The sequence below is a fragment of the Streptomyces sp. Y20 genome, from assembly GCF_043195475.1.
Taxonomy (GTDB): Bacteria; Actinomycetota; Actinomycetes; order Streptomycetales; family Streptomycetaceae; genus Streptomyces.
Genome location: NZ_JBIDDP010000023.1, coordinates 43,374 through 66,405, shown reverse-complemented (window position 1 = coordinate 66,405; position 23,032 = coordinate 43,374). Strand labels below are relative to the sequence as shown.

The following is a 23,032-nucleotide window of genomic DNA, read 5'->3' as shown; positions in this document are numbered from 1 at the left end:
GCCTCCCGGTAAGTCCCGCAGCATGAGCACGGGGCTGCTCTCCTGATGACCCTGCGCCGGGCCTCGCCACGTTCGCCCGCGTCTACGTCGATGATCTGGACGCGGCACTGCCGACCTTCGTCGAGCTCACCGGGGAGCAGCCACGGCTGCGGTTCACCTACCGCGATCCGGACCTCGCCGGCGTCGGCGGCTACCTGCTTCTCGCGGGTTCGGAGGAAGCCCTCGCCCCCTACCGCGGCACCCACGCCACCACGATCGTCGAGTCCATCGACCACATGCGATCACGGAGCAGCACGGCGGAGAGATCCTCGACGGGCCCAACGAGGTCCCCACCGGGCGCAATCTGACCGTGCGGCATCCCGCGGGCGCGACCATCGAGTACGTGCAGTTCCACGCCACCGCACGGGCTGCGCTCGCATGAGCGGCCGGCCACCCGGTCGGCCCAGGTCACTTCCGCGCCTGTATACCCGGCGATGCCGTCCTGACCTCTGCCGCGGCGCAGACCACGACGCTCATGGCACCTGAGTCCCGGATACGGCTGTCCCGCGAGACGGGCCGGGTCCTCGGCGCGCGGCCCCCGGCACCTGGTGTCCCGCCGCCAAGTTCCCCACGGTCCGCGGTGAGGAGCCCGAGGCCGTACGCCGGGTCGCGATGGAGGCCGAGGATGCCGTCAGTGTCGCCGCGGTGTGCCGGGGGGGCGGCCGGATGCGGCGCAGGCCCTGGTGTGCGGGAGCCGCACGGTCGTTCGCCCCGCCCAGGACACCGGTGGGTACCGCTGCGCCGGGAACGTCTGTCCTGCGGGTCCCCCGATCGGTGATTCGCGCCTCGGCCGGGGCGGACCGTCCTCATTCTGGTAGCGGGACCGGGCCCGACACCCCTGCGGCACCAGTCCGGCGCCCACACCACCGGACCCGCGCGCGCAGGGCGTCTTCGGACCGAGGTCGTGAGCGTGGGCCCAGGGCCACTCGCCCACGACCTCCGGAGTACGACACGTGACCCACCGTACGCGCGCCGCGCTGTCCGCCCTGGCGCTGACGCTGACCGCCTCGCTCACCCCGGCCGCCGCAGCGACGGCCGTACCCGGCCACGACCGCCGCACGGCGGCCCCGGAGTCCCGCCCGGCCCCCTGCACCGGCGAGTACCAGGACGACGCCCGCCTGGGTCCGAAGCATCTGCCGCGCCCCTGGGAAGCCCCGGTCGGACCGCTGCTGAGGAACTACCGGCGCACCGGCGGCCTCTCCGCCGGGGCGTTCCTGGCCAGGTACTGGAAGGACGAGGACCCGCAGGGGCCGGCCGGGTGGAAGTACCCGCCCGACGACGGATTCGCCGAGACCAACGGCCACGTCGACAAGCAGGTGGAGGTACTGGAGCGCGGGGAGGACCTGGACCGCTTCGGCTCCGAGTACGGCTCCTACCTCGCCCCCGCCGGCGATCCCTACGCCGAGCGGGCCCTGCCTCCGCAGAACCTCGACACCCGCGACCCGAAGTATCCCTGCGACTACCACCGTTACACCGTCGAGGAGCCCTTCCCCGTCTGGCAGGGCCGCATCGCCCCCTGGTTCGGGCAGCCCGGCGGCGGCCGGCAGATCAAGCTCGACCCCTCACTGCTCAACCCGGGCGACGGCCGGCGTCTGAACGTCAAATGGCTCCTGGACAACGGCTATCTCGCCCCCGCCGCGGCCGGAGCACCCCGCCGGTGAACCGCCACACCCTGGTGACCGTCCTGCGCGCCCTGGGCGTGCAGGACGGTCACTACTACCTCGAAGACGTCCATGAACCCGTTCCCCTCCCCACCGACTTCCTCTACCTGCGCCGCTCCCCCGCCGACCCCGACCGGTGGGACGTCGGCGCCTGCGAACGCGGTGCCTGGGAGACGATCAGCCTGCATCTGCACGAAGAAGACGCCTGCACACACCTGCTGCGTCTCCTGACCGGTAACTGAGGTGTGCGCCACGGCACTTCGACACGGTGCGCCCCAGGTCGGCCGGCGCGGCCGGCAGCACGTGGTCGCCGAGCTCGTCCCGGGTACTCGGTGTGGGAGGTGCCGTGGCCGGCGTCTTCGGCGGGAGCGGCAGAGCCGGCTGACCGCCATGGGTGGTGTACGGCTGCGGTCCCACGGCCGGTCACGCCGGACAGGGGTTGTCACCGGCCGTTCCCCCCGGTGTGAACGGGGCGTTTCCACGGTCCGGTGCCAGGGGCGGGACCACCCCGTTGTGCTGGTGCGGGCCGCACCCATGTGGTTATCTGGCTCCATGACCGTGCTCGTGACCCGCCGCCACGTCGATTACGTGCGTGTCACCACCACGGGTTGTCCCACCGAGAGCTGACGTCCGCGCCTTCGGCCCCGACCAGCCTCCTTCTCACCGCTCCGCCCCGACCGCTGCTGCCTCACCCGGCTCCGAGAGCCCCGGTGCTGCGGTCAGTTGCCTCCCCGGAGTTCCGTACCCGGAGCGACTCGGGCCCCGCATCGCCCCTTTACACCCTATTTCTCCGCACCCGTGCATTCCCTTCTTCCGCACACCGAGCACCGCCGCACCCGCGCAAGGGAGAACCATGAGCCAGCCGATCGACTCCGTCACCGCCGGCCACACCCCCGACGACGAACCCGCCGGCCCCGACACGTCGGCGTGGTCGTTCGAGACCAAGCAGATCCACGCCGGTGCCGTGCCGGATCCGACGACCGGCGCCCGGGCCACGCCCATCTACCAGACGACGTCGTTCGTGTTCCGGGACACGCAGCACGCCGCCGACCTGTTCTCGCTGGCCGAGCCGGGCAACATCTACACCCGCATCCACAACCCCACCCAGGACGTCTTCGAGCAGCGCGTCGCCGCTCTGGAGGGCGGCGTCGCGGCCGTGGCACTGTCCTCCGGGCAGGCGGCCGAGACCCTGGCGATCCTCACGCTGGCGGGTTCCGGCGACCACGTCGTGTCGAGTACGTCGCTGTACGGCGGCACGTACAACCTGTTCCGGCACACGCTGCCGAGGCTGGGCATCGAGGTCTCCTTCGTCGACGACCCGGACGACGCCGAGGCCTGGCGGGCGGCGGTCCGGCCGAACACCAAGGCGCTGTTCGCGGAGACGCTCGGCAATCCTCGCGGCAACGTGCTCGACGTGCGGGCGGTCGCGGACGTCGCCCACGAGGCGGGCGTGCCGCTGATCGTGGACAACACCGTGCCCACCCCCTACCTCCTGCGACCCTTGGAACACGGCGCGGACATCGTCGTCCACTCGGCGACCAAGTTCCTGGGCGGGCACGGCACGGCCGTCGCGGGTGTCGTGGTCGACGGAGGTACGTTCGACTTCGGGGCGCACGCCGACCGGTTCCCCGACTTCACCGAGCCTGACCCGAGCTACCACGGCCTCAGGTACTGGCCCGCGCTCGGCCCGGGCGCCTTCGCGATCAAGCTGAGGGTCCAGCTGCTCCGCGATCTCGGGCCCGCCCTCTCACCGCACTCCGCGTTCCTGCTGCTCCAGGGCGTGGAAACGCTGAGCCTGCGCATCGAACGGCACTCGGCGAACGCCCAGGCCCTCGCCGAATGGCTGGAGCGGCGCGACGAGGTCGCGGCCGTGCACTACCCGGGTCTGCCGTCCAACCGCTGGTACGACGCGGCGCGGCGCTACCTGCCGCGCGGCGCGGGCGCCGTGCTGTCCTTCGAGCTGCGGGACGGCGTCGAGGCCGGCAAACGGTTCGTGGACGGCGTCGAGCTGTTCAGTCACCTCGCCAACATCGGTGACGTGCGCAGCCTGATCATCCATCCGGCGTCCACCACGCACAGCCAACTCGACGAGCGGCAGCTCTCGGCCACCGGTACCTCCCCCGGCCTGGTGCGGCTGTCGGTCGGCCTCGAGAACCTCGCCGACCTCAAGGCGGACCTGGAGGCCGGGTTCCGCGCGGCGAAGGGCGCGGCCGGGGGCGCTGCCAGGGGCGCGTCCTGAGCACCGTACTGACGCCCTCGGAGGTCCCCCTCCCGCCGGCCACCGGGGCCTGGCGGGAGGGGGACCCGCCGGGGCGTCGCCAGTGGTACGTGCGCGGGACGGCCCTTCCCCTGGAGGCGGGCGGTGAACTACCGGACGTGCAGCTCGCGTTCGAGACGTGGGGACGGCTCGCACCGGACCATTCCAACGCCGTTCTGGTGCTGCACGCCCTCACCGGCGACAGTCATGCCGCCGGCCCCGCCGAGCCCGGACATCCCACCCCCGGCTGGTGGGACGGGCTCGTCGGACCCGGGCGCGCGCTCGACACCGACCGCTGGTTCGTCGTCGCGCCGAACGTGCTCGGCGGCTGCCAGGGCAGCACCGGGCCCGCCTCCCCGCGTCCGGACGGGCGGGCCTGGGGCGGTGGCTTCCCTTTTCTGACGCAGCGCGACCAGGTCGCGGCCGAGGCCGGGCTGGCCGACGCGCTGGGCATCGACCGCTGGGCGCTGGTGGCCGGCGGCTCGATGGGCGGGATGCGGGCGCTGGAGTGGGCCGTGACGTATCCGGAGCGGACGGACGCGCTGCTGCTGCTCGCCACGACCGCCGCGGCGAGTGCCGAGCAGATCGCCTGGGCCGGCATCCAGCTCCACGCCATCCGCTCCGACCCGCACTGGCAGGGCGGCCACTATCACGGTACCGGTCACGGGCCGCACGCCGGCCTCGGAGTGGCCCGCCGGCTCGCCCACGTCACCTACCGCAGCGAGCCGGAACTCCAGGTCCGCTTCGGCCGTACCGCACAGGACGCGGAGGACCCGTGGAACGGCGGCCGGTACCAGGTCGAGTCCTACCTGGACCACCACGCGGCCAAGCTGGTACGCCGTTTCGACGCCGGCAGCTACGTCGTGCTGTCCGAGGCGATGAACAGCCATGACGTCGGCCGCGGTCGCGGCGGTGTGCGGGCCGCGCTGCGCCGGGTGACCGCCAAGGCCGTCGTCGCCGCGATCGATACCGACCGTCTCTATCCGCCGTCGCAGCAGGCGGAGCTGGCGGCGGGAATCACCGGCGCGGACGGGCTCCGGATGCTCGGATCCCCGTACGGCCACGACGGCTTCCTCATCGAGGCGGAGCAGGTCGCCGCACTGGTGGGCGAACTGCTGCCGTAGGCCTCGCCGTCCGGCCGGGTGTCGCGGCCCGGGCCGGGGCGTGCCCGCCGTGGCGGGGGCGCGGGTGCGCTCGGCGTGGAGGCGGAGCGGCCGGTGCCACGGGCCAGGACCGAGTGGGTGCCTTCCGGCGCGCCGGGCGGTGTCGTGCCGCCGCCGTACGCGCGCCGCCTCCTAGCCTCGGGCGCATGCTGGGGCTTCCTGCTCACGTCCGTGCCTGCCTGTCCGACCTCGACGGGGTGCTCATCGGGACCGCGAAAGTACACGCGGCCCCCTGGGAGCAGTCCGACGGCTGTCTCCGCGAGCGCGCCACCCGTGAGGGGACCGCGTGCGCGTTCGACGCGGTGGACGACCGCGACGCGTACGTGGCCGGACTCCGGGAGACGCGGTGATCACCCATCCCAGTTTCACGGTCGAGCCGTGGTGCCTGCGCGAGACCGAGCTGAGTCTCGACCTGCTCGCCCAGAGCGAGTCGGTGTTCGCCTTGTCCAACGGACACCTGGGGTGGCGCGGGAACCTCGACGAGGGCGAACCGCACGGTCTGCCCGGCGCGTATCTCAACGGGGTCCACGAGCGGCATCCGCTGCCGTACGCGGAAGCGGGCTACGGCTATCCCGAGTCCGGCCAGACGATGATCAACGTCACGGACGGCAAGATCATCCGGCTGCTGGTCGACGACCACCCGTACGATCTGCGGTACGGCAGGCTGGTGGCGCACGAACGGGTCCTGGACTTCCGCTCCGGTGTGCTCAGCCGTACCGCGCGGTGGACCTCGCCCGGGGGTCGCACGGTCCGGATCTCCTCGCACCGGCTCGTGTCCTTCACCCAGCGCGCCGTCGCCGCGATCGTGTACGAGGTGGAGCCGGCCGGCGGGGCGGCCTCGGTGGCCGTTCAGTCCGAACTGGTCGCCAACGAGCAGCTGCCCCGCTTCACCGGTGACCCGCGCGTCGCCGCGGTGACCGAGTCACCGCTGGTCCCCGAGGAGCATTTCGCACAGGAGTCCCGGCTGCGGCTCGTGCACCGCACCGCCCACAGCGGGCTGCGGGTGGCGGCGGCGGCCGACCACCTGGTGGAGGGACCCGAGAGCACGCGATGGACGGCGCAGAGCGAGCCCGACGTCAGCCGTCTGACGGTGACCGCCGACCTGGTGCCCGGCCGGCCGTTGCGGCTGGTCAAGTTCGTGGCCTACGGCTGGTCCGGGGAGCGTTCGCTGCCGGCCGTGCACGATCAGGTGGACGCGGCGGTGGCTGCCGCGGTCAGCACCGGCTGGGACGGGCTCGCCGCCGAGCAACGGGCGTACCTGGACCGCTTCTGGTCCGGTGCGGACGTCGAGGTGGAGGGTGACGCCGAGATCCAGCAGGCGGCGCGGTTCGCCCTCTTCCACGTGCTCCAGGCGGCGGCCCGGGGCGAGAACCGGGCGATCCCCGCGAAGGGTCTGACCGGCACCGGGTACGACGGGCACTCGTTCTGGGACACCGAGTCCTACGTGCTGCCGGTTCTGACGTTCACCGCGCCGGAGGCCGTCGCGCCGGCGCTGAGATGGCGGCACCGGACGCTGCCGGCGGCGCGGGAACGCGCGTGCCAACTGGGGCTGGCCGGGGCGACGTTCCCCTGGCGGAGCATCGACGGCGCCGAGTGTTCGGCCTACTGGCCCGCCGGGACGGCCGCCTTCCATGTCAACGCGGACATCGCCATGGCCGTCGTCCGGTACGTGACGGTGACCGGGGACGAGGAGTTCGAGCGTGCCGAGGGTATCGATCTCCTCGTGCACACCGCCCGGTTGTGGCACTCCCTCGGCCACCACGACGCGGAGGGTGTCTTCCACATCGACGGGGTCACCGGCCCGGACGAGTACAGCGCCTTCTCCCGGGACAACCTGTACACCAACGTGATGGCCCGGCGGAATCTGCTCGACGCGGCGGACGCTGCCGTACGCCATCCGGACCGGGCCGCGGAACTCGAGGTCGACGAGGAGGAGGCCGCGAGGTGGCGGGACGCCGGCGCCCGCATGGCCGTGCCGTACAACGAGTCCCTCGGCGTCCACGAGCAGTCGGCCGGTTTCACCACCTTCCAGCGCTGGAACTTCGAGGCCACCCCGCCCGACGGCTATCCCCTGCTGCTGCACTACCCCTACTTCGACCTGTACCGCAAGCAGGTGGTGAAGCAGGCCGACCTGGTGCTGGCGATGATGGAGTGCCCGGACGCCTTCACCCAGGAGCAGAAGGCACGCAACTTCGCCTACTACGAGGCGCTCACCGTCCGCGACTCCTCCCTGTCGGCGAGCTGCCAGGCGGTGCTCGCCGCCGAGACCGGGCACCTGCGGCTGGCCTACGCCTACCTGGGCGAGGCCGCGCTGATGGACCTGGACGATCTGGAGCACAACACCCGTGACGGGCTGCACATCGCCTCGCTCGCCGGAACGTGGATCGCCCTGGTCGGGGGTTTCGGGGGCCTGCGCCGCTACGTCGGCGAGGCGGGGAAGCCGGACCGGCTGGCGTTCACGCCGCGCCTGCCGGAGGCGCTGTCCAGGGTGGCGTTCACCGTGCTGGTGCGCGGACGCAGACTGAAGGTCGACATCGGCCGGTCGCACACACGGTACCGGCTGGTGGAAGGGGAACCGCTGGTCGTACTGCACCACGGGGAGCCGGTGACCGTCTCCGCCGACGCACCGGTGGTCTGCCGGACGCCGCCGGTGCCCGTCCGGCCCGAGCCGCAGCAGCCGCCGGGACGCCGTCCGGTGGGCCTGCCCGCCGGGGAGGAGTCCCGGGCGGGGACACCTGCCGATGACTGACCGTACGCCGGCATGCCGGGCCGGGATCCGTGGCTTTCGCCCGGGCGACGGCCCGCACGTGGTCGAGGCGTGGCGCCGGAGCGCGCCGGCCGACCCCATCAGCGCCGACCGCTTCCGCTCCCTGGTGCTGCTCGACGCCAACTTCGACCCGGAGGGGCTCCGGGTGGCCGTCGACGGTGACCGTGTCGTCGGCGCCGCCTACGCGGTGCGCCGCCTGACGCCGATGACCGGCACCGACCTGGAGCCGGAGCAGGGCTGGATCCCGTTCTTCTTCGTCGCCCCGGCCGCCCGCGGGCGGGGTCTCGGCCGCCGGCTGCTGACCGACGCCCTCGACTGGCTGCACGGCCACGGCCGCACCCGGGTGGACTTCTCCTCGTACACCCCGAACTACCACCTGCCCGGCCTGGACGCCGAGACGTATCCGGAAGCGGCCGGACTCCTCGGGTCCCTGGGCTTCCGCACGCTGTACGAGGCGGCGGCGATGGACCGCAGCCTGGTCGGCTATCGCTTCCCGCAGGAGGTCGCGGCCCGTCTCGACGAGCTCACGGCGCGGGGGTACCGGTTCGCCACCCCGTGCGACGACGACCTGGTGGAACTGGTCGCGCTCGCCAGGAACCACTTCAGCCCGGACTGGGCACGCGCGATCCGCGAGTGCCTGGCGGCGGGCACACCGCTCGACCGCGTCGTGACCGTCCGGGACCCTTCGGGCCGCATGGTCGGCTGGGCGATGCACGGCGCGTACGAGTCGGCGGACGAGCGGTTCGGCCCGTTCGGTGTGCTGGAGGAGATGCGCGGCACCGGGATCGGCAGGATCCTGCTCCACCTGGTCCTGGAGCGGATGCGGGCGCGCGGCGCGCACGGCGCGTGGTTCCTGTGGACCGGTGAGCGGTCCCCGGCGGGCCACCTGTACCGCGGGAGCGGTTTCGCCACGACCCGGGTGTTCCGGGTGATGCGCCGGGAGGCCGTCCGGTGAGGCCGGTTCGCCGCACGGGCGGACCGAGCCGGCGCGGCTTCGCACTCGCGCTGCCCTCGGCGCTGCTGGCCTGTGGGTGCGCCGCGCCGCACCGGGGCACCGGCCGGCCCGGGGACCCCATCGTGCTCACTCTGCTCTCCCACTACGCCAGCGGGGCGCTCAAGGACGCCCTGCAAGGCCCGGTCGACGAGTGGAACGCCACCCACGACCGGGTCAAGGTGCGCACGGAGGCCGTGGAGTTCAGCGATCTGCTGACCACGCTGATGGTCCGGCAGGCCGCCGGCCAGGGGGCCGACATCATCCACCCGTACTGCCTGTGGACCGGCCAGCTCGTCCGGGCCGGCGTGCTGCGGCCCGCGCCCCCCGAGCACGCCGGGGAGATCGCGCGCGGCTACGGCGCCGCCGCGGTCGGTGCCGCGTCGGTGGGCGGCACGGTCTACGGTTACCCGACCGAGGCGCAGACGTACGCCCTCTACTACAACAAGCGGCTGCTGCGCACGGCGGGCGTCGACGGCCCGCCGCGCACCTGGCGGGAGCTGGAGGAGGCGGCCCACCGCACCACCAGGCGCGACCGGTACGGCAACACGCTGGTGCAGGGCTTCGGACTGTCGACCATCGACGACTCGACCACGGTCGGGCAGACCCTCGCCCTGCTCAACGCGGCCGGGGGGACGTTCGTCTCCGCGGACGGCCGGGGCACCGCCATCGACTCGCCGGCCGGCCGGTCCGTGTTCGACCTGGAGCGCCGGCTGGTCGCCGCCGGTGCGAGCGCGCCCGGCGTCAACGTCTACAAGGCGTTCCCGTCCGGGCAAGCGGCCATGGTGGTCGGCGCGGGGTGGTGGACAGCGGATCTGAAGACCCTGATGGGCGAGGCCTACCGCGATGTCGGAGTCGCACCGCTGCCGCTCCGCGAGGCGCACGACGCGCGCGCCACCCTCGCCACCGGCTTCCTGCTGGGCGTCAACACCAGCAGCGAACACCCGCATGAGGCTTGGGAGTTCCTGCGCTGGCTCAATGCCGGGAGGGTGCGGGTGCCAAGCGCCGGGAAGGATGCGACAGCGACCCGGATGAGCGTGCTCCAGGTGTCCGTCGGCTCCCTGACCGGCCGTGCCGACGACATGCGGGCGCTTCTGGGGGAGGGCAGCGACCCGAATCTGCGCCCGTTCCGGGAGGCGCTCGCGTACGCGGTGCCGGAGCCGAACGTGCCGGGGGCGCAGCAGGCCAAATCGCTGCTGCGCAAGAACATCGAGGCGTTGTGGACGGGTCAGCTGTCCACCGACGAGGCACTGCGCGCGATCCGCCGCCAGGTCGATCAGGAGGTGGCGCGCTCATGGTGAACACCCTGGCGCCGGAGGCGACCGGGCGGCCGGGCGGCCCGCGGGCCACCGGGCCCGGCGGTGGCAGACGTGGCCCGACCCGGCGCCCGCGCCGCCGCCAGGCCGCCGTCGCCTATCTCTTCCTGGCGCCCGCACTGCTGTTCTTCGCCGTCTTCCTGGTCCTGCCGCTGGGTTTCGCGCTGCTGCTGTCGACGTCCCAGTGGGCCGGGTTCGACCTCGGCGACATCCGTCCGGTGGGCCTGGACAACTTCGCCGGGCTCTTCGCGGACGGATCGACGTTCCTGATGCCGATCCTCACCAACACGCTGCTGTTCGCCCTGGGCACGGTGGCCCTCGCGCTCGCCGGGTCCGTGCTCGTCGCGACGTGCATCGACAGGCTGCGGTTCCAGGGGCTGTGGCGCACCCTGTACTTCCTGCCGATCGTCACGACCGTCGTCGCCGTGGGCAACGTGTGGAAGTACATGTACGAGCCGGGCGGACTGGTCAACGGCGTCCTCAACGCCTGCGGGCTGGCTTCGGTGGCGTTCCTCCAGGACCCGGACACCGCGCTGCCCTCGGTCGTGGTCGTACAGGCCTGGGCGTCGGTGGGCTCGGCGATCCTCGTGCTGACCGCCGGACTGAAGTCCGTTCCCCAGGCGTACTACGAGGCCGCCGCGCTCGACGGAGCCGGGCCGGGCGCCGTCTTCTGGCGGATCACCGTGCCGTTGCTGCGACCGTCCCTGCTGTTCGTGTGCATCACCCAGTTCCTCACCGGTCTCCAGTCGTTCGCACTGATCATCGTGATGACCAAGGGCGGGCCGGGTGACGCGACGAACGTGGCCGCGCTGGAGATGTACCGGCAGGCCTTCACGTACGGCGACTGGGGCACGGCGAGCGCCGCCGCGTTCGTCCTGTTCCTGGTGGTCCTCGTGGTCACCCTGGCCCAGTTGTGGAGCTTCCGGCGCAAGGGGGAGGACGCGTGATCCGACGCCGTTTGCCGTGGCTGTCGTATCTGGTGGTCGTGGCCGGTGCCGTGCTGACGGTGGTGCCGTTCCTCGACATGGTGATGACGTCCTTCAAGGGGCCCGGTGAGTCCGGCACATTGCCGTACCGGTTCCTGCCCGAGGCCTTCGACCTGTCCAACTACCGGGCGGCGGTGGCGCAGCTCGACCTGCCTGTGCTCTTCCGCAACAGCGTCGTCGCCACCGCCCTGATCACCGGATCGGTGCTGCTCACGTCGTCCCTCGCCGGCTACGCACTGGCCAAACTCCGCTTTCCCGGCCGGGATTTCGTCTTCCGCCTGGTGCTGTCGACGATGATGTTCCCGCCCTTCCTCTTCTTCGTCCCGCACTTCCTGATCCTGGTGCACTGGCCACTGGCGGGCGGCAACGACCTGTTCGGACGCGGTGGCGCGGGCCTGACCGCCAGCATCGTCGCGCTCACCGTGCCCTTCCTCGTCAACGGCTTCGGTATCTTCCTGACGCGTCAGTTCATGATCTCGATCCCCGACGAGGTGCTGGAGGCCGCGCGCATCGACGGGGCCGGCGAGTTCGCCGTGTGGTGGCGGATCGTGGTGCCGCAGACGAGACCGGTCCTGGTGACGCTCGGACTGCTGACCTTCGTCGACGCGTGGAACGAGTACATCTGGGCGCTGCTCGTCTCGACCGCCGACCCGGATGTGATGACCCTGCCCGTCGGCATCCAGCTCCTCCAGGACCACGTCGACCCGGCCCGCACGATGCCCGTCGTCATGGCCGGTCTCGTCCTGAGCATCCTGCCGGTCCTGGTCCTCTTCCTGCTGCTCCAGAAGTACTACATCCGCGGCGTCATGCTCAGCGGCCTGAAGTGACGAGCGGGCGGGCGGCCCGGCGCCTCGTACACCGCGCCACGGAGGTGCATCAGGTCGCGGTGGCGAGCGCGACGAGGTGCCGGGCCGTGCCGGCGGGATCGACGGTCTGGTGGAGATGGGCGCCGGGCAGGTGCGCCACCCGCCAGCCGCGTGCGCGCGCCTCGGCGGAGACGTCGTCGTACGGCGGGCCGAACAACAGGTAGGAGCAGGGATGGTCGTCCCAGCCGGCCGGGACCGGGATGTGCTGCTCGTAGTAGGACAGCGGCAGGGTGGGCTGCTCCTCGACGACCGTCCGCCGCACCACCGGATCGGCGAACATGGGGGCCACGTCGGTCTCGTCCCACCAGTCGGTCCACCGCGGCAGCCTGCCCTTCACCGCCATGGGGCGGAGGAATTCCAGGAGTTCGCGGGAGGCGACAGGAGTCTGTCCGGACCGGGCGGGCAGCGCGGCGTCGACGAAGACCGAGTGGGCCACCGGAAGGTCGAGGCCCGAGCGGATCGCCGGGACGAACAAGCCCGCGTTGCTGTGTGCCACCAGCGTGACGGGGCCGCCGGCCGGAACCTGCCGGAGATCGTCGCGGACCGCGTCGACCACGCGCGGCCAGAACGGCGGTGCGCCGTCGGCGATGTGCAGCAGGGACGGCACGCGTACCCGGTGTCCGGCCGCCGTCAGCCGCTGGGCCACCGGCTGCCAGGTCGAGGGGCCCACGGACGGGCTGTGCACGAGAACGAATACCGGTTCCATGTGACGATGCTGGCTCTGTTCCCGCGGCGGCGCCACGGTCTCGGCCCACAGCAGAACGCTGCGTGGCGGAAACATGTTCCGGTGTGTCGTTGCACGGATAACGCGGCGGGTTCGGGGTAGATCCACTGTGGCTCCTGTTGTCGGGAGCCGGAGCGGGCCCGTCCGTAGGGCTGCTCCCAGGTATGAACGAAGGATCAACTGATGGCCAGCGGTACCGTGAAGTGGTTCAACGCAGAGAAGGGCTTCGGCTTCATCTCCCAGGACGGAGGGGGCCCGGACGTCTTCGCGCACTACTCCGAGATCCAGGGCAGCGGCTACCGGGAGCTCAACGAAGGGGAGCACGTCACCTTCGACATCGGGCAGGGGCAGAAGGGTCCGCAGGCTCAGAACATCGTCCGCGGCTGACCGGGCGCAGCGAGCGGCGACGAGGCGGCTGCCGGCACGGGCGGCCGCCTCGTCATGTCAGCGGGGCGGTCGTCCGCGTGGAGCGTGACGCGGGCGTCAGACGCGGTGGCCCCGGGCCGCCAGCCATCTGTGGACGCTCTCCTTGTCCGCCGGTGTGATGCGGGCCGGGCCGTCGACCTCCGGTCCCTCGTCGTCGTTGAACCCGGTATCGGTGATCCGTGCGGTCACCCACGTGGCCAGGTCCTGCGCGGTGTCCTCGGTCAGCGAACCGCCCTCCCAGTCCTTCCGGACGCGCTGGGCGGCACTCGGATCATGGCGTTCCATCTCCTCCAGCCAGACCGGCAGCAACCGGTCGACGGTCTGCCGGTCGGACCGAGGAGGGTCCTGTCCCTCATGTGCTGTCATGCGAGGCCGGGTTTCCCCGCAGCTTCGGGTGACACCTGTGTGCCGTGACCGCAGGCGTCCGGCGGTCGCCCCACGAGCCGGGGACCCAGTCGGTGCATCACCGTCCTTGCGGCACCGGGCGGCCCGGTCGTCGGGCCCTGAGCGCGTGCACCCCCCGAAAACGGTTCGACGGTTCCGCGGAGCACTGGCACAGTGGCGCACCATGACGGGCTTCGAGCGGGTGACCGCCGCGGACGTGCGGCTCATGCAGCGTCTGGCGCAGCGGGTCACCGCGATCCGCCCGGACCTGATCAGCGCCGGCGCCTCGTACGGGGAGCTGGCCTGGGACTGGGGTCGGGGGCACGCCGCCCACGGCGCGACCTGGCGGCGCCGGCTGTGGTTCTCCGGCGGGGAACCGGTGGCGTGGGGCTGGGCCTTTCTGCCGCACCGGGTGAGGCGCAGCGACGGGACCGTGAAGGACGTCACCGGCACCTCACTGACGTATCAGGTCCACCCCGGCCATGCCGGGCTGGTCGACGAAGTGATCGACTGGTACGGCGGTGTGGCGGCCGGCCCCGAGCACAGGGTGGTACCCAGCGCCGCCGATGAGTTCGCCCTGGAGCGATGGGCGGCGCACGGCTATCGGCCCGACCGGGCCTCGCTCGGCGACACCGGCGACTGGACCCAGTTGAACGAGCGGGACCTCACCGATGTGGAGCAGCCGGTGCTGCCGGACGCGTTCCGGTTCCGCACCGCCGACGAGGCGGGGCCGCAGGCGGCGGTCCGGGCCCATGGGGACGCCTGGGCTCCCACCTCGTACACGGCACAGAGCTACGAGGGCGTCCGGCGGACGGCGGCCTACCGCGGCGACCTGCACCTCCTGGTGGAGGCGCCCGACGGGACAATGGCGTCTTCTACGATCATGTGGCTGGACGAGGTGAACAGGAGCGCCGAGTTCGAGCCGGTCGGGACGCATCCGGATTATCGGCGGCTCGGGCTGGCGAGGGCGATGCTGCTGCACGGGATGCATCGGGCGCGGGCGGCCGGGGCCACGCACGCGACGGTCGCCTGCCTCGGCGCGCCGGGGCATCCCGCGGCGCGGGGGCTCTACTACGGCCTCGGGTTCCGGGAGCTTTCGCGGGACGCACCGCTCATCAGGACGAAGGCCGGCACCGCGGGCTGAGGACCGGTCGTCGCGCTCAGGCCGCGCTCTTCTTCCGCCGGCGCCCGCTGGGGGCGAGGGCGTCGATGAGTTCCTCGCGGCTCATCCTCGACCGGCCCGCAACGTCCTGCTGGGTCGCCCGCTGGTACAGCTCCGCCTTGCTCAGCTGCTGCAACTCGCTGCCGGCGCCGCCGCGTCCGCGGGCCCGCGCCGATGCGGCGCCGGCCTTCCCGGGCGGAGCCTTGCGCGAGGGTGTCTTCGGCGTCGTCCTGCTCGACGCCGAGGTGCGGGCGGCCTTGCGGGGAGCGGACTTCTCCTTCCGCTCCGCCCCGGCCTCCTCCTCCCCCGCGTCGCGGCCGGAGCGGGCGGTCCGCAGGCTGTTTTCCAGGACCTTCATGAGGTCGATGACATCGGTGGCCTCCGGGGGCCCCTCCGCCGTGGTGATCTCCTGGCCCTCGGCCTTGGCCCTTACCAGCTCACGCACCTTCTCCTGGTAGGTGTCGCGGTAGCGGCCCGGCTCCCAGTCGGTGCTGAGCGCCTCGACCAGCTGGAGCGCCATGTCCAGCTGCTTGCCGCGCCCGGCCTTCTCCTTGGCCGAGGGCAGCTCGGGCAGTTCCTCGCCCGGGTCACGGACCTCGTCCGCCCAGTGCAGCGTTTGCAGGACCAGCACGCCGTCCTCCGCCCGCAAGGCGGTCAGGTACTGCTTGTTGCGCATGACGAAGGTGGCGATGCCCACCTTGCCCGCCTCGGCCAGCGCCGCGCGCAGCAGCTCGTAGACCTTCGTGTACTCCTTGCCGCGCGGGGCGATGTAGTAGGTGCGGTCGAAGTACACCGGCTCGATCCGGTCCAGCTCGACGAAGTCGGTGATGTCGATGGTCCTGGAGCGGCCCGGCGCGATCTCGTCCAGTTCGTCGGGCTCGACGACGACGTACTCGCCCTCGCCGACCTCGTAGCCCTTGACGATGTCACCGGTGCCGACCTCGTCGCCGGTGCGCTCGTTCACCCGCCGGTTGCGGATCCGGTCGGTCGTGCCGCGCTGCAACTGGTGGAAGTGGACGGTGTGGTCCTGGGTGGCGGTGTACAGGCCCACGGGTACGGTGACGAGCCCGAACGTGATCACGCCTGTCCAGATCGCCCTCGCCATGACCTGCTCCGTCCTATCCGCCCCGCGCAGCGGCTGGATCCGCCCTCTGTGCCTCCACGCTCGCACCACCGCCGCTCCCCCGCGCGCCGGACCACCCCGGCAGGCACCCGAACGGCGGCCGGCGTACGCCCCCGCGCTCCAGCCGTATCAGTAGGCGACGGACATCCGCGCGCGGGGATGCGCGGCCTGTTCGAGTTCGTCGACGAACGCGAGGGCGAAGTCCTCGGCGCTGATGGCGCTGCTGCCGTCGGCGCCGGTGATCAGCTGGTCGCCGCCGGTCCGGAAGGCGCCCGTGCGTTCGCCGGGGGCGATCACGGCCGCGGGAGAGACGGAGGTCCACTCCAGGTCGGTGACACCGGCCAGGGCGTCGAGGAGGTCGGCGTGCGCGAGGGCCTCGCCCTTGTACTCCGCGGGGAAGCCGGGGGCGTCCATCAGGCGCACACCGCCGTCCGTGAGCAGCGAGCCCGCACCGCCGACGAGGGCGACCCGTCGCACACCGCCCCCGCGCACGCCCTCCAGGAAGGCCTCGTTCAGGGCCATGAACGGCTTGCGGGGGTCGCTGCCGTCCCGGGGCGGCACGAGCGCGGACACCACCACGTCCGCGCCTCCGACCGCGTCCGCCACCTGCTCCGGGGCGCTCGCGTCCACGGCCGCGCCCGTGAGCAGGGCATGGTCCAGCGGTGCCGCACCGGAGCGGGAGGCGGCCACCACGTGGTGACCGCGGCGCACGGCCTCGGCGGCGATGCGGCGTCCGATCATGCCGGTGGCACCGAACACAACGATGTTCATGGGAACTCCTCGTCGGGGAATCTCATGGCCGTCCTCGGGGAACGGCCGGCCGGAAGGGACGGGCAGCGTCGCGGACACGATCCGGACACGTTCCGGGCCCGGACACCGCCCGCACTCGGGCACACGTCCAAGCTATGAGCTGGGAAGACGTCGAGCCGGGTACGGTGACGACTGATGATGGTCAAAAACGGACAGCATGGGAGCGGAACCGGGAGAGCGATTCGTGAGGTTCCCTTCACGGCCCCCGCGGGAGTCCCCTCCGGCGTGGAGGTCATGTCCTTCGCACTGCTGCGCTCGCGTCTGCCGGCGCGGAGTCTGACCGGGCCGCAACGGCCCTCCTTCCACCACCTGCTCGCCCCCACGCGTGGCGTACTGCGGCACTCGGTCGACTTCACCGGTTATGTGATGAGGCCGGGCACCTGGCTGTGGGTACGCCCCGGCCAGGTCCAGCAGTGGCACGCCATGGACGCGACCGAGGGCACGGCCGTGCTGTTCGAGGCCTCGTTCCTCGACGCGGCCACGGCCACCGCCGCCCGCCTGGACGATCCGTACGCGGCGGTCGGCCTCGAGCCCGGCGACCGGGAAGGCCGCCGGCTGGACATGGCCCGCGACCATCTGAGGGAGGAGTTCGAGGCCTTCGGGCACCTGCCGCTCAGCGTGCACACCGCCGCGCTGCGGCATCTGCTCGCCGTCCTGGTCCTGCGCCTGTCCCACCTCGGCCCGCCGGCGGGCGGCCCGCAGGCCGAGCCGGACGAGACGTTTCTGCGCTTCCGTGACGCGGTGGAGGAGGACTTCTTCCGCACCCGGCGGGTGGAGGACTACGCCCGCCGCCTCGGCTACTCGGCGCGCACGCTGACCCGCGCGTCCCTGGCCGCCGCGGGGGTCGGCGCCAAGGAGTTCATCGACCGGCGCCTCGTACTGGAGGCAAAACGCCTCCTGGCCCACGGCGACCAGAGCGCCGTACGGATATCCCGGCAGCTGGGGTTCTCCAGCGCCACCAACTTCAGCAAGTACTTCCAGGAGCGGACCGGGCAGAGCCCCATCGGTTTCCGCACCACCATCCGCGGCCTCCCGCCCACCGGCGGCGGCTGACGAGCGGCGCTGCCGCCCGTCGCGGTGACGGCTGGCCGGAACGCGTCGTTTCTCCGTCGGCGGCCCCTCGTTGTAGGGCCATGTACGTCCCGTCCGCGGCGTCAGGCCGTTCAGGAGGTAGCCGCACCGTGCTGAAGCTCGTGGAACGCGAGGGTGTCACGCTCGCCCTCACCCGGCGTGCGGGTTCAGGCCGGCCGTTGCTGATCGTGCCGGGTGTCATGGCCGACGCCGCCGCGTGGCAGCCGGTCGTGGACGCACTCGACGTGGCGGGACCGGTCTATGTGCTGAACCGGCGGGGGCGCGAGCCCAGCGGCGCGCTCGGCCCGGGCTACTCGATGCGTACCGAGATCGACGACCTGGCCCGCGTCCTGGAGGAACTGGTCGCCGCCGAGGACGCGGACCGGGGGGTGGACCTGTTCGGCTGGAGCTTCGGTGGACTGCTCGCGCTGGAGGCGGCTGCGCGGCACCCGCGGACCGTCCACTCGCTCACCCTCTACGAACCGGTCGTACGGCCGTTCGGGCGAGGAGCGCTGGCGGCTTTGCGAAGGGCGGCCGAGGCGAACGATCTCGACCGTGCCGTGGAGATCGTGAACCGGGACGTGTCCGGGTTCTCGGAGGAGTACGTGGCGCGACTGCGCCGGAGCGGCGCCTGGGAGACCCTCAGACCGCTGGCCGCCCCGTTGGCCAGTGAACTGACCGCTCTCAACGACCACCCTGTCGACCTGTCGGCGTTCGGTGCCCTGGACCTCCCCGTCACGCTGCTGCTGGGGGGCGAGAACGCGGGCGTGCCGCCGTACGGGGACGTGTTCGACGTGATCGCGTCGGCCCTGCCCCGTGCCCGCGTCGTCACCATGCCCGGCCAGGGCCACCTCGCGCACGCGCAGGACCCGGAGGAGCTGGCCCGTCACATCGAGCAGGCACTCCTGCGGGCCGGCTGCCCCGGCTGAGGGGGCCCGGCTCGGGGGCCGGTCTGCCGGAGGCCGGTCCGTCCGAGGCCGGGCGGATGCCGTGCGCGTGTGGGGACGACGGCGTCTCCGGGGCCGGCCCACCGGTGCGGAGGCCGCCGTGTCGACCCGGTGGCGTCCGCACCGTACCGGACCGCCGGCGCGTCCCTCGTGCCGTGCAGTCGGTCGGCGTGCGCGGACGGCCGGTCAGCCCGGTGAACCGTCCGCTCCCCCGTCGGCCACCAGCGGGCCGCGGGGCGTTGCCGCCGGCGGCCCGGCGGTCAGCGAGGGCAGCGTGGCATGCCAGAAGCGGTCGAGCACCTGGGGCATCTCCCATGCCGCACCCGGTTGGCGGGAGAGGATCTGCACGCCGATGGTGACGGCGAGGACGGTGGCGACGATGCCGTCGACGGCGACACCCGGCGCGAGGCTTCCGTCGCTCCGGGCGTCCTCCAGCAGCCGCAGCAGGAGAGCGGCCAGTCGGCGGCGCAGGACCGGCACATCTCCTTCCGCCCGGTCGCAGCTGACCTGGAACCCGGCCCGTACGACCACGTCCCGGCTGAGCAGGTCGGCGAGTTCGCGGGTGGTGTCTACCAGGACCGCCAGCGCCGGGCCGGCCCCGGCCGCCGATGCGGTCGCGAGCCGGTCGAGCGCCCGCTGCGCCTCCTGCTCCAGCGCGGAGGCCAGCGTGTCCTTGTCGGCGAAGTGGAAGTAGACCGCGCCGACGGAGAGACCGGCCGCCTCACTCACCTTGGCGAGAGTCGCGGCCTTCAGACCGTGGCGGTCCACCACCAGGGCCGCGGCCCGGACGATGGAGTCGCGTGACCGGATGGCGCGTTGCTGTCGTGGCACAGGAGGTCAGTTCCCTGTCCTGCCGAGCGGACGGTCCGCCGCCTCGGCGGCGAGCGGACCGGGTCGGGTGTCGGACGGAGCCGCCAGCACGGCGGCGCCGATGAGCAGTGCGGCTCCGGCCGCGGCCGGAGCCTGGTGGCTCGCCGCCTCCCCCGTCAGCGCGCCGAGCGCGAGCGCGCCCAGCACCTGGCCGGTGATCATCCCGAGCCCCGCGGCCAGGACGCCGATGCGGCGCACGGTGAGCACCGCGGTCAGGACGACCACGCAGCCGAGCAGGCCGCCGGTGTAGTGCCACGGTGGGCCGGGCTGCGGCCGGTCCAGCCGGGAGGACGCGGCGAGTGCCGCCACGGCGGCCGCCATCAGGGCGGTGCCGGCGGCGAAGCTGAGGAGGACCGCCGGGTAGGGATGCTTCCCCGCGGCTTCGTCCACCCGGCCGTTCACCGCCATCTGCCAGGACAGGGCACAGCCTGCGAGGAACGGCAGTACGGCGAGCGCGAGCGTACGGTCCGCGTCCGGGGTGGCCAGCACCGGAAGGGCGACGGCGCACACGGCGAGCAGGCCGCCCGTGAGCCGGCGCGCGGTGGCACGGCGTGGCGCGCCCGGGCCCAGGCCGAGGTGGTCCATCGCCACTCCGCACAGTGTCTGGCCCGAGACGAGTGCGAGCGTGTAGGAGGCGGGGCCCAGCGCGGCGGCGGTCAGCGCCTGCGTCAGGACCATGCTGCCTCCCGCGACGCCGCCCAGGCAGTGCCACGGCCGCAGGGTGCGGGAGCGCAGCGCGGCGAGCAGCGCGGTGAACACCGGCCGCAGTCCTGGCAGGACGCACGCCGCGACGGCGGCGACGCACAGGCTGAGCGTGTTGGACCAGGCGGCCGCGGCCACGGGCCCGGCGTGCTCCCCGAGTCTTCCGTTGACCACGGACTCCAGCGCGAGCGCTCCGCCCCCGGCGACGGCCCCCGCCAGCGGCAGGGCGCCGGCGCGGGCCGTCGCCGGGGGCACGGTTCGGTCACGCGGCCGGGACGGCGGTTCCGCGTCGCCGTGGTGGGTCCGTGCGCGCGATGTACGCGATGGCGGCATGGGACTCCCGGTGGTGAGGATCTGCGGGTGACTTTCGTGGGGCGTCTCGCGTCGGCGGCGGGAGGTCTCCCCCGGAGACCTCCCGCGCCCGGGGCGCGGGTCAGCCGGGCGGCGGGAATGCCTCCAGGGCCCGGCCGATGTCGCTGCGCGAGACGTCGCGGTGCGTGATCATGCGGACGGCGTTGTCGGTGGGCACGGTGAGCACACCGCGCCCGGCGAGCACCGAGACGGTGTGCACCGGGTCGTCGGCCGGCAGCATGACGATGTTGGTCTGCGGGGTGTCCGTCTTCCACCCGCGGTCGGCCAGCCCGGCGGCGAGCAGCCGGGCGTGTTCGTGGTCCTCGGCGAGGCGGCCGGCGCGTTCCAGGGCGACGAGGCCGGCCGCCGCCAGGACGCCGCCCTGCCGGACGCCGCCCCCGAGCATCTTGCGGACCCTGCGCGCCTCCCGCACGAACTCCGTGCCGCCCGCCAGCACGGACCCCACCGGTGCGCCCAGACCCTTGCTGAGGCAGACCTGGACGGTGTCCGCGCCGGCGGCCAGTTCCGCGGGGGGCACGCCGAGGGCCACCGCGGCGTTCCAGAGGCGGGCGCCGTCGAGGTGGACGAGCAGCCCGGCCTCGTGGGCGGTGTCGGTCAGCCGGCGGTGCTGCGCCGGCGTGGTGACCGTGCCCCCCGCCGCGTTGTGGGTGTTCTCCAGGCACAGCAGCCGGTCCCGCAGTGCGAAGTACGGTCCGCCGCGGCTGACCGCCCGGGTGATGTCGGACGGGCCGGGCACACCGGGGCCGGCGGTCCAGGGCAGTGCGCGGGGCATGCCTCCGGCGAGCCATGCGGCCGTACCGACCTCCTGGTCCAGGACGTGCGCGCGGTCTGGGGCGAGGAAGCGGTCGCCGCGTTCGAGGTGCACGCACAGTGCGATCAGGTTGCCCATCGAGCCGCTGGGCACCCACAGCGCGTCCTCGGTGCCCAGGATCGCCGCGACCCGCTCCTCCAGGGCGCGCATGGTGGGGTCGCCGTCGAGGACGTCGTCGCCGACCTCGGCGCGGGCCATGGCCTCACGCATCCGGGTGTCGGGCCGGGTGACGGTGTCGGACCGCAGGTCGACCGGCGGTCCGGCCGGTGGTGGTGTCATGGATGCCTCCGGTAGGGGGTGCGGCGGGCACCGGGGACGCGGGTGCCGGCGGTTACTGGGGCCGGGTGACGCGGTACCGGGTCATCAGCAGGGCGGCGCACACACTGAAGCCGGCACCGAGGAACATCACCGCGGACGGGCCCGAGGCGTCCACGAACCAGCCGCCGGCCAGCGCGCCCAGCGCGATGGAGACGTTGAAGGCGCAGATGTACAGCGAGGTCGCCGCCTCGGGAGCCTTGGGGGCGCTGGCGAAGACGAGGGTCTGGAGGCAGACGGGGAGCGCCGTGTACGCGATGCCCCAGACCAGGAGCAGGATCACGGTGCCCGGATGCCACCGGCCGTTGACCACCAGCAGGACGACGGCCGCGGCGAGCAGCAGGATGCAGGTGAGCGTGGTGGCGCGCAGCGCCCGCCCCGCCGCGGCGCCGCCCGCGAAGTTGCCGACGACACCGGCGACGCCGTACAGGAGCAGCAGTGCGCTGACCCAGTGGGAGGGGATGCCGGCGTCCTGTTCGAGGAACGGCGTGACGTAGGTGTAGGCGGCGAAGTGGCCGATCACCATGGCGGCCGTGACGAGCGTGGCGATGCGGAGGTTGCCGTCCCGCAGCAGCCGGGGCAGTTCGGCCAGGCGCACCACGGCGCGCGGCGCGAGGGGCGGCAGGAGGAGGGCCGCCGCTGCGAGGATCAGGACACCGATCCCGGAGATCGCCCAGAACGCGGTGCGCCAGCCGGACAGGCTCCCGATGAAGGTGCCGAACGGCACGCCGACCACGGAGGCGATGGAGATGCCGCTGAAGACGACCGCCGTGGCGCGCACGGCCTGCGCGGGAGGCACCAGGCGGATGGCGATGCTCGCGGCGATCGACCACATCACACCGTGGGCGAAACCCGTCAGCAGCCGGGAGACCATGAGGACGGCGTACGACGACGACAGCGCGGTGAAGGCGTTGCCGGCGACGAAGACCGCGAGGACCAGCATCAGCAGCAGGCGGCGGTCGAGCCGGCGGGTCGCCACCGTCAGGACGGGTGCGAAGAAGCCGGCGATGGCGCCGTACAGGGTCACCGACAGGCCGACGGTGCCCTCGGAGACGCTCAGGTCGCGGCTCATCGCGGGGAGCAGTCCGATGGGGACCATCTCGGTGGTGGTGAAGGCGAAGACGCCCATGCCGACGGCGACGACGGCGAGCCAGCTGCGCACAGGGCCGAGCAGGGCGGCGGGCGCGGCCGGCCGGTCGGTGCCGTCGGCGGTGGCGGCGGGGGACGGGGCGTCCGTCTCCTGGCGGGAGGGGGGTGAGGGGGTCACGT

At 72.9% G+C, this 23,032-nt stretch carries 22 protein-coding genes; 14 read left to right on the top strand and 8 right to left on the bottom strand.

Translation table 11 applies throughout. The features are described 5' to 3' along the window. Positions 1 to 992: 992 nt before the first annotated feature. From ACGFT1_RS35315 to ACGFT1_RS35270, 10 genes are all read left to right on the top strand, one after another. Entirely contained in the window at positions 993 to 1,700 is a 708-nt protein-coding gene (locus tag ACGFT1_RS35315; protein ID WP_373913081.1) for a TNT domain-containing protein, read from the top strand. Next, entirely contained in the window at positions 1,697 to 1,942 is a 246-nt protein-coding gene (locus ACGFT1_RS35310) for a hypothetical protein (protein WP_373913080.1), read from the top strand. Before ACGFT1_RS35315 ends, ACGFT1_RS35310 begins: the two co-directional genes overlap by 4 nt. Before the next feature lie 611 nt (positions 1,943 to 2,553). After that, a complete protein-coding gene (locus ACGFT1_RS35305; RefSeq protein ID WP_373913079.1) occupies positions 2,554 to 3,939 on the top strand; it encodes a bifunctional o-acetylhomoserine/o-acetylserine sulfhydrylase in 1,386 nt (461 codons plus the stop codon). Beyond that, entirely contained in the window at positions 3,936 to 5,081 is a 1,146-nt protein-coding gene (locus ACGFT1_RS35300; RefSeq protein WP_373913082.1) for a homoserine O-acetyltransferase, read from the top strand. Before ACGFT1_RS35305 ends, ACGFT1_RS35300 begins: the two co-directional genes overlap by 4 nt. Before the next feature lie 185 nt (positions 5,082 to 5,266). Continuing rightward, positions 5,267 to 5,470, top strand: a complete 204-nt coding sequence (locus ACGFT1_RS35295) for a hypothetical protein (protein ID WP_373913078.1) — start codon at positions 5,267 to 5,269, stop codon at positions 5,468 to 5,470. After that, positions 5,467 to 7,869, top strand: a complete 2,403-nt coding sequence (locus ACGFT1_RS35290) for a glycoside hydrolase family 65 protein (protein WP_373913077.1) — start codon at positions 5,467 to 5,469, stop codon at positions 7,867 to 7,869. The genes ACGFT1_RS35295 and ACGFT1_RS35290 overlap by 4 nt, the downstream gene beginning before the upstream one ends. Further along, positions 7,862 to 8,842: a GNAT family N-acetyltransferase gene (locus ACGFT1_RS35285; RefSeq protein ID WP_373913076.1), complete on the top strand. Its 981-nt coding sequence runs from the start codon at positions 7,862 to 7,864 to the stop codon at positions 8,840 to 8,842. Before ACGFT1_RS35290 ends, ACGFT1_RS35285 begins: the two co-directional genes overlap by 8 nt. After that, on the top strand, positions 8,839 to 10,179 hold the full coding sequence (locus ACGFT1_RS35280; RefSeq protein ID WP_373913075.1) for an extracellular solute-binding protein: 1,341 nt from the start codon (positions 8,839 to 8,841) through the stop codon (positions 10,177 to 10,179). The genes ACGFT1_RS35285 and ACGFT1_RS35280 overlap by 4 nt, the downstream gene beginning before the upstream one ends. Then, positions 10,173 to 11,141 (top strand): carbohydrate ABC transporter permease, encoded by a 969-nt coding sequence (locus tag ACGFT1_RS35275; protein WP_373913074.1) that lies wholly within the window; start codon positions 10,173 to 10,175, stop codon positions 11,139 to 11,141. Before ACGFT1_RS35280 ends, ACGFT1_RS35275 begins: the two co-directional genes overlap by 7 nt. Then, positions 11,138 to 12,007, top strand: a complete 870-nt coding sequence (locus ACGFT1_RS35270; protein ID WP_373913073.1) for a carbohydrate ABC transporter permease — start codon at positions 11,138 to 11,140, stop codon at positions 12,005 to 12,007. Before ACGFT1_RS35275 ends, ACGFT1_RS35270 begins: the two co-directional genes overlap by 4 nt. A gap of 49 nt (positions 12,008 to 12,056) precedes the next feature. Here ACGFT1_RS35270 and ACGFT1_RS35265 read toward each other — a convergent pair whose 3' ends face one another. Continuing rightward, positions 12,057 to 12,752, bottom strand: a complete 696-nt coding sequence (locus ACGFT1_RS35265) for an alpha/beta hydrolase (protein ID WP_373913072.1) — start codon at positions 12,750 to 12,752, stop codon at positions 12,057 to 12,059. Positions 12,753 to 12,953: 201 nt separating this feature from the next. On the opposite strand from ACGFT1_RS35265, the gene ACGFT1_RS35260 reads away from it, so the two are divergent. Continuing rightward, positions 12,954 to 13,157 carry a cold-shock protein gene (locus ACGFT1_RS35260; protein WP_373913071.1) on the top strand — a complete coding sequence of 68 codons (204 nt, stop codon included), beginning with the start codon at positions 12,954 to 12,956 and terminating at the stop codon, positions 13,155 to 13,157. A gap of 96 nt (positions 13,158 to 13,253) precedes the next feature. Here ACGFT1_RS35260 and ACGFT1_RS35255 read toward each other — a convergent pair whose 3' ends face one another. Beyond that, on the bottom strand, positions 13,254 to 13,562 hold the full coding sequence (locus ACGFT1_RS35255; RefSeq protein WP_373913070.1) for a hypothetical protein: 309 nt from the start codon (positions 13,560 to 13,562) through the stop codon (positions 13,254 to 13,256). Positions 13,563 to 13,764: 202 nt separating this feature from the next. On the opposite strand from ACGFT1_RS35255, the gene ACGFT1_RS35250 reads away from it, so the two are divergent. Beyond that, positions 13,765 to 14,724, top strand: a complete 960-nt coding sequence (locus ACGFT1_RS35250; RefSeq protein WP_373913069.1) for a GNAT family N-acetyltransferase — start codon at positions 13,765 to 13,767, stop codon at positions 14,722 to 14,724. A 16-nt stretch (positions 14,725 to 14,740) separates the two neighbouring features. On the opposite strand, the gene ACGFT1_RS35245 is transcribed toward ACGFT1_RS35250, so the two are convergent. Continuing rightward, the gene (locus ACGFT1_RS35245; RefSeq protein ID WP_373913068.1) at positions 14,741 to 15,847 is read right to left on the bottom strand and encodes a Ku protein; all 1,107 of its coding nucleotides are present in this window, start codon (positions 15,845 to 15,847) and stop codon (positions 14,741 to 14,743) included. A 147-nt stretch (positions 15,848 to 15,994) separates the two neighbouring features. Next, positions 15,995 to 16,636 (bottom strand): NAD(P)-dependent oxidoreductase, encoded by a 642-nt coding sequence (locus ACGFT1_RS35240; protein WP_373913067.1) that lies wholly within the window; start codon positions 16,634 to 16,636, stop codon positions 15,995 to 15,997. Positions 16,637 to 16,810: 174 nt separating this feature from the next. On the opposite strand from ACGFT1_RS35240, the gene ACGFT1_RS35235 reads away from it, so the two are divergent. Further along, entirely contained in the window at positions 16,811 to 17,728 is a 918-nt protein-coding gene (locus ACGFT1_RS35235) for a helix-turn-helix transcriptional regulator (RefSeq protein ID WP_373913066.1), read from the top strand. A 128-nt stretch (positions 17,729 to 17,856) separates the two neighbouring features. After that, on the top strand, positions 17,857 to 18,675 hold the full coding sequence (locus tag ACGFT1_RS35230; protein WP_373913065.1) for an alpha/beta fold hydrolase: 819 nt from the start codon (positions 17,857 to 17,859) through the stop codon (positions 18,673 to 18,675). Between the two features lie 204 nt (positions 18,676 to 18,879). Here the strand turns inward: ACGFT1_RS35230 and ACGFT1_RS35225 are convergent, their stop codons facing one another. The 4 genes from ACGFT1_RS35225 to ACGFT1_RS35210 all read right to left on the bottom strand — a co-directional run bounded on the left by ACGFT1_RS35225 (position 18,880) and on the right by ACGFT1_RS35210 (position 23,030). After that, the gene (locus ACGFT1_RS35225; RefSeq protein WP_373913064.1) at positions 18,880 to 19,524 is read right to left on the bottom strand and encodes a ScbR family autoregulator-binding transcription factor; all 645 of its coding nucleotides are present in this window, start codon (positions 19,522 to 19,524) and stop codon (positions 18,880 to 18,882) included. 6 nt (positions 19,525 to 19,530) lie between these two features. Further along, entirely contained in the window at positions 19,531 to 20,520 is a 990-nt protein-coding gene (locus ACGFT1_RS35220; RefSeq protein WP_373913063.1) for a DMT family transporter, read from the bottom strand. Positions 20,521 to 20,698: 178 nt separating this feature from the next. Next, on the bottom strand, positions 20,699 to 21,727 hold the full coding sequence (locus ACGFT1_RS35215; RefSeq protein WP_373913062.1) for a GntG family PLP-dependent aldolase: 1,029 nt from the start codon (positions 21,725 to 21,727) through the stop codon (positions 20,699 to 20,701). A gap of 52 nt (positions 21,728 to 21,779) precedes the next feature. Further along, positions 21,780 to 23,030, bottom strand: coding sequence for an MFS transporter (locus ACGFT1_RS35210; RefSeq protein ID WP_373913061.1), 1,251 nt, complete (start codon positions 23,028 to 23,030; stop codon positions 21,780 to 21,782). Between the last annotated feature and the right edge of the window lie 2 nt (positions 23,031 to 23,032).

Bases quoted from the DNA above. Each gene is read 5' to 3' on its own strand.
- ACGFT1_RS35305 (WP_373913079.1), top strand. From the start codon at position 2,554: ATGAGCCAGCCGATCGACTCCGTCACCGCCGGCCACACCCCCGACGAC.
- ACGFT1_RS35295 (WP_373913078.1), top strand. From the start codon at position 5,267: ATGCTGGGGCTTCCTGCTCACGTCCGTGCCTGCCTGTCCGACCTCGAC.
- ACGFT1_RS35285 (WP_373913076.1), top strand. From the start codon at position 7,862: ATGACTGACCGTACGCCGGCATGCCGGGCCGGGATCCGTGGCTTTCGC.
- ACGFT1_RS35275 (WP_373913074.1), top strand. From the start codon at position 10,173: ATGGTGAACACCCTGGCGCCGGAGGCGACCGGGCGGCCGGGCGGCCCG.
- ACGFT1_RS35265 (WP_373913072.1), bottom strand. From the start codon at position 12,752: ATGGAACCGGTATTCGTTCTCGTGCACAGCCCGTCCGTGGGCCCCTCG.
- ACGFT1_RS35260 (WP_373913071.1), top strand. From the start codon at position 12,954: ATGGCCAGCGGTACCGTGAAGTGGTTCAACGCAGAGAAGGGCTTCGGC.
- ACGFT1_RS35255 (WP_373913070.1), bottom strand. From the start codon at position 13,562: ATGACAGCACATGAGGGACAGGACCCTCCTCGGTCCGACCGGCAGACC.
- ACGFT1_RS35250 (WP_373913069.1), top strand. From the start codon at position 13,765: ATGACGGGCTTCGAGCGGGTGACCGCCGCGGACGTGCGGCTCATGCAG.
- ACGFT1_RS35245 (WP_373913068.1), bottom strand. From the start codon at position 15,847: ATGGCGAGGGCGATCTGGACAGGCGTGATCACGTTCGGGCTCGTCACC.
- ACGFT1_RS35240 (WP_373913067.1), bottom strand. From the start codon at position 16,636: ATGAACATCGTTGTGTTCGGTGCCACCGGCATGATCGGACGCCGCATC.
- ACGFT1_RS35235 (WP_373913066.1), top strand. From the start codon at position 16,811: ATGATGGTCAAAAACGGACAGCATGGGAGCGGAACCGGGAGAGCGATT.
- ACGFT1_RS35215 (WP_373913062.1), bottom strand. From the start codon at position 21,727: ATGACACCACCACCGGCCGGACCGCCGGTCGACCTGCGGTCCGACACC.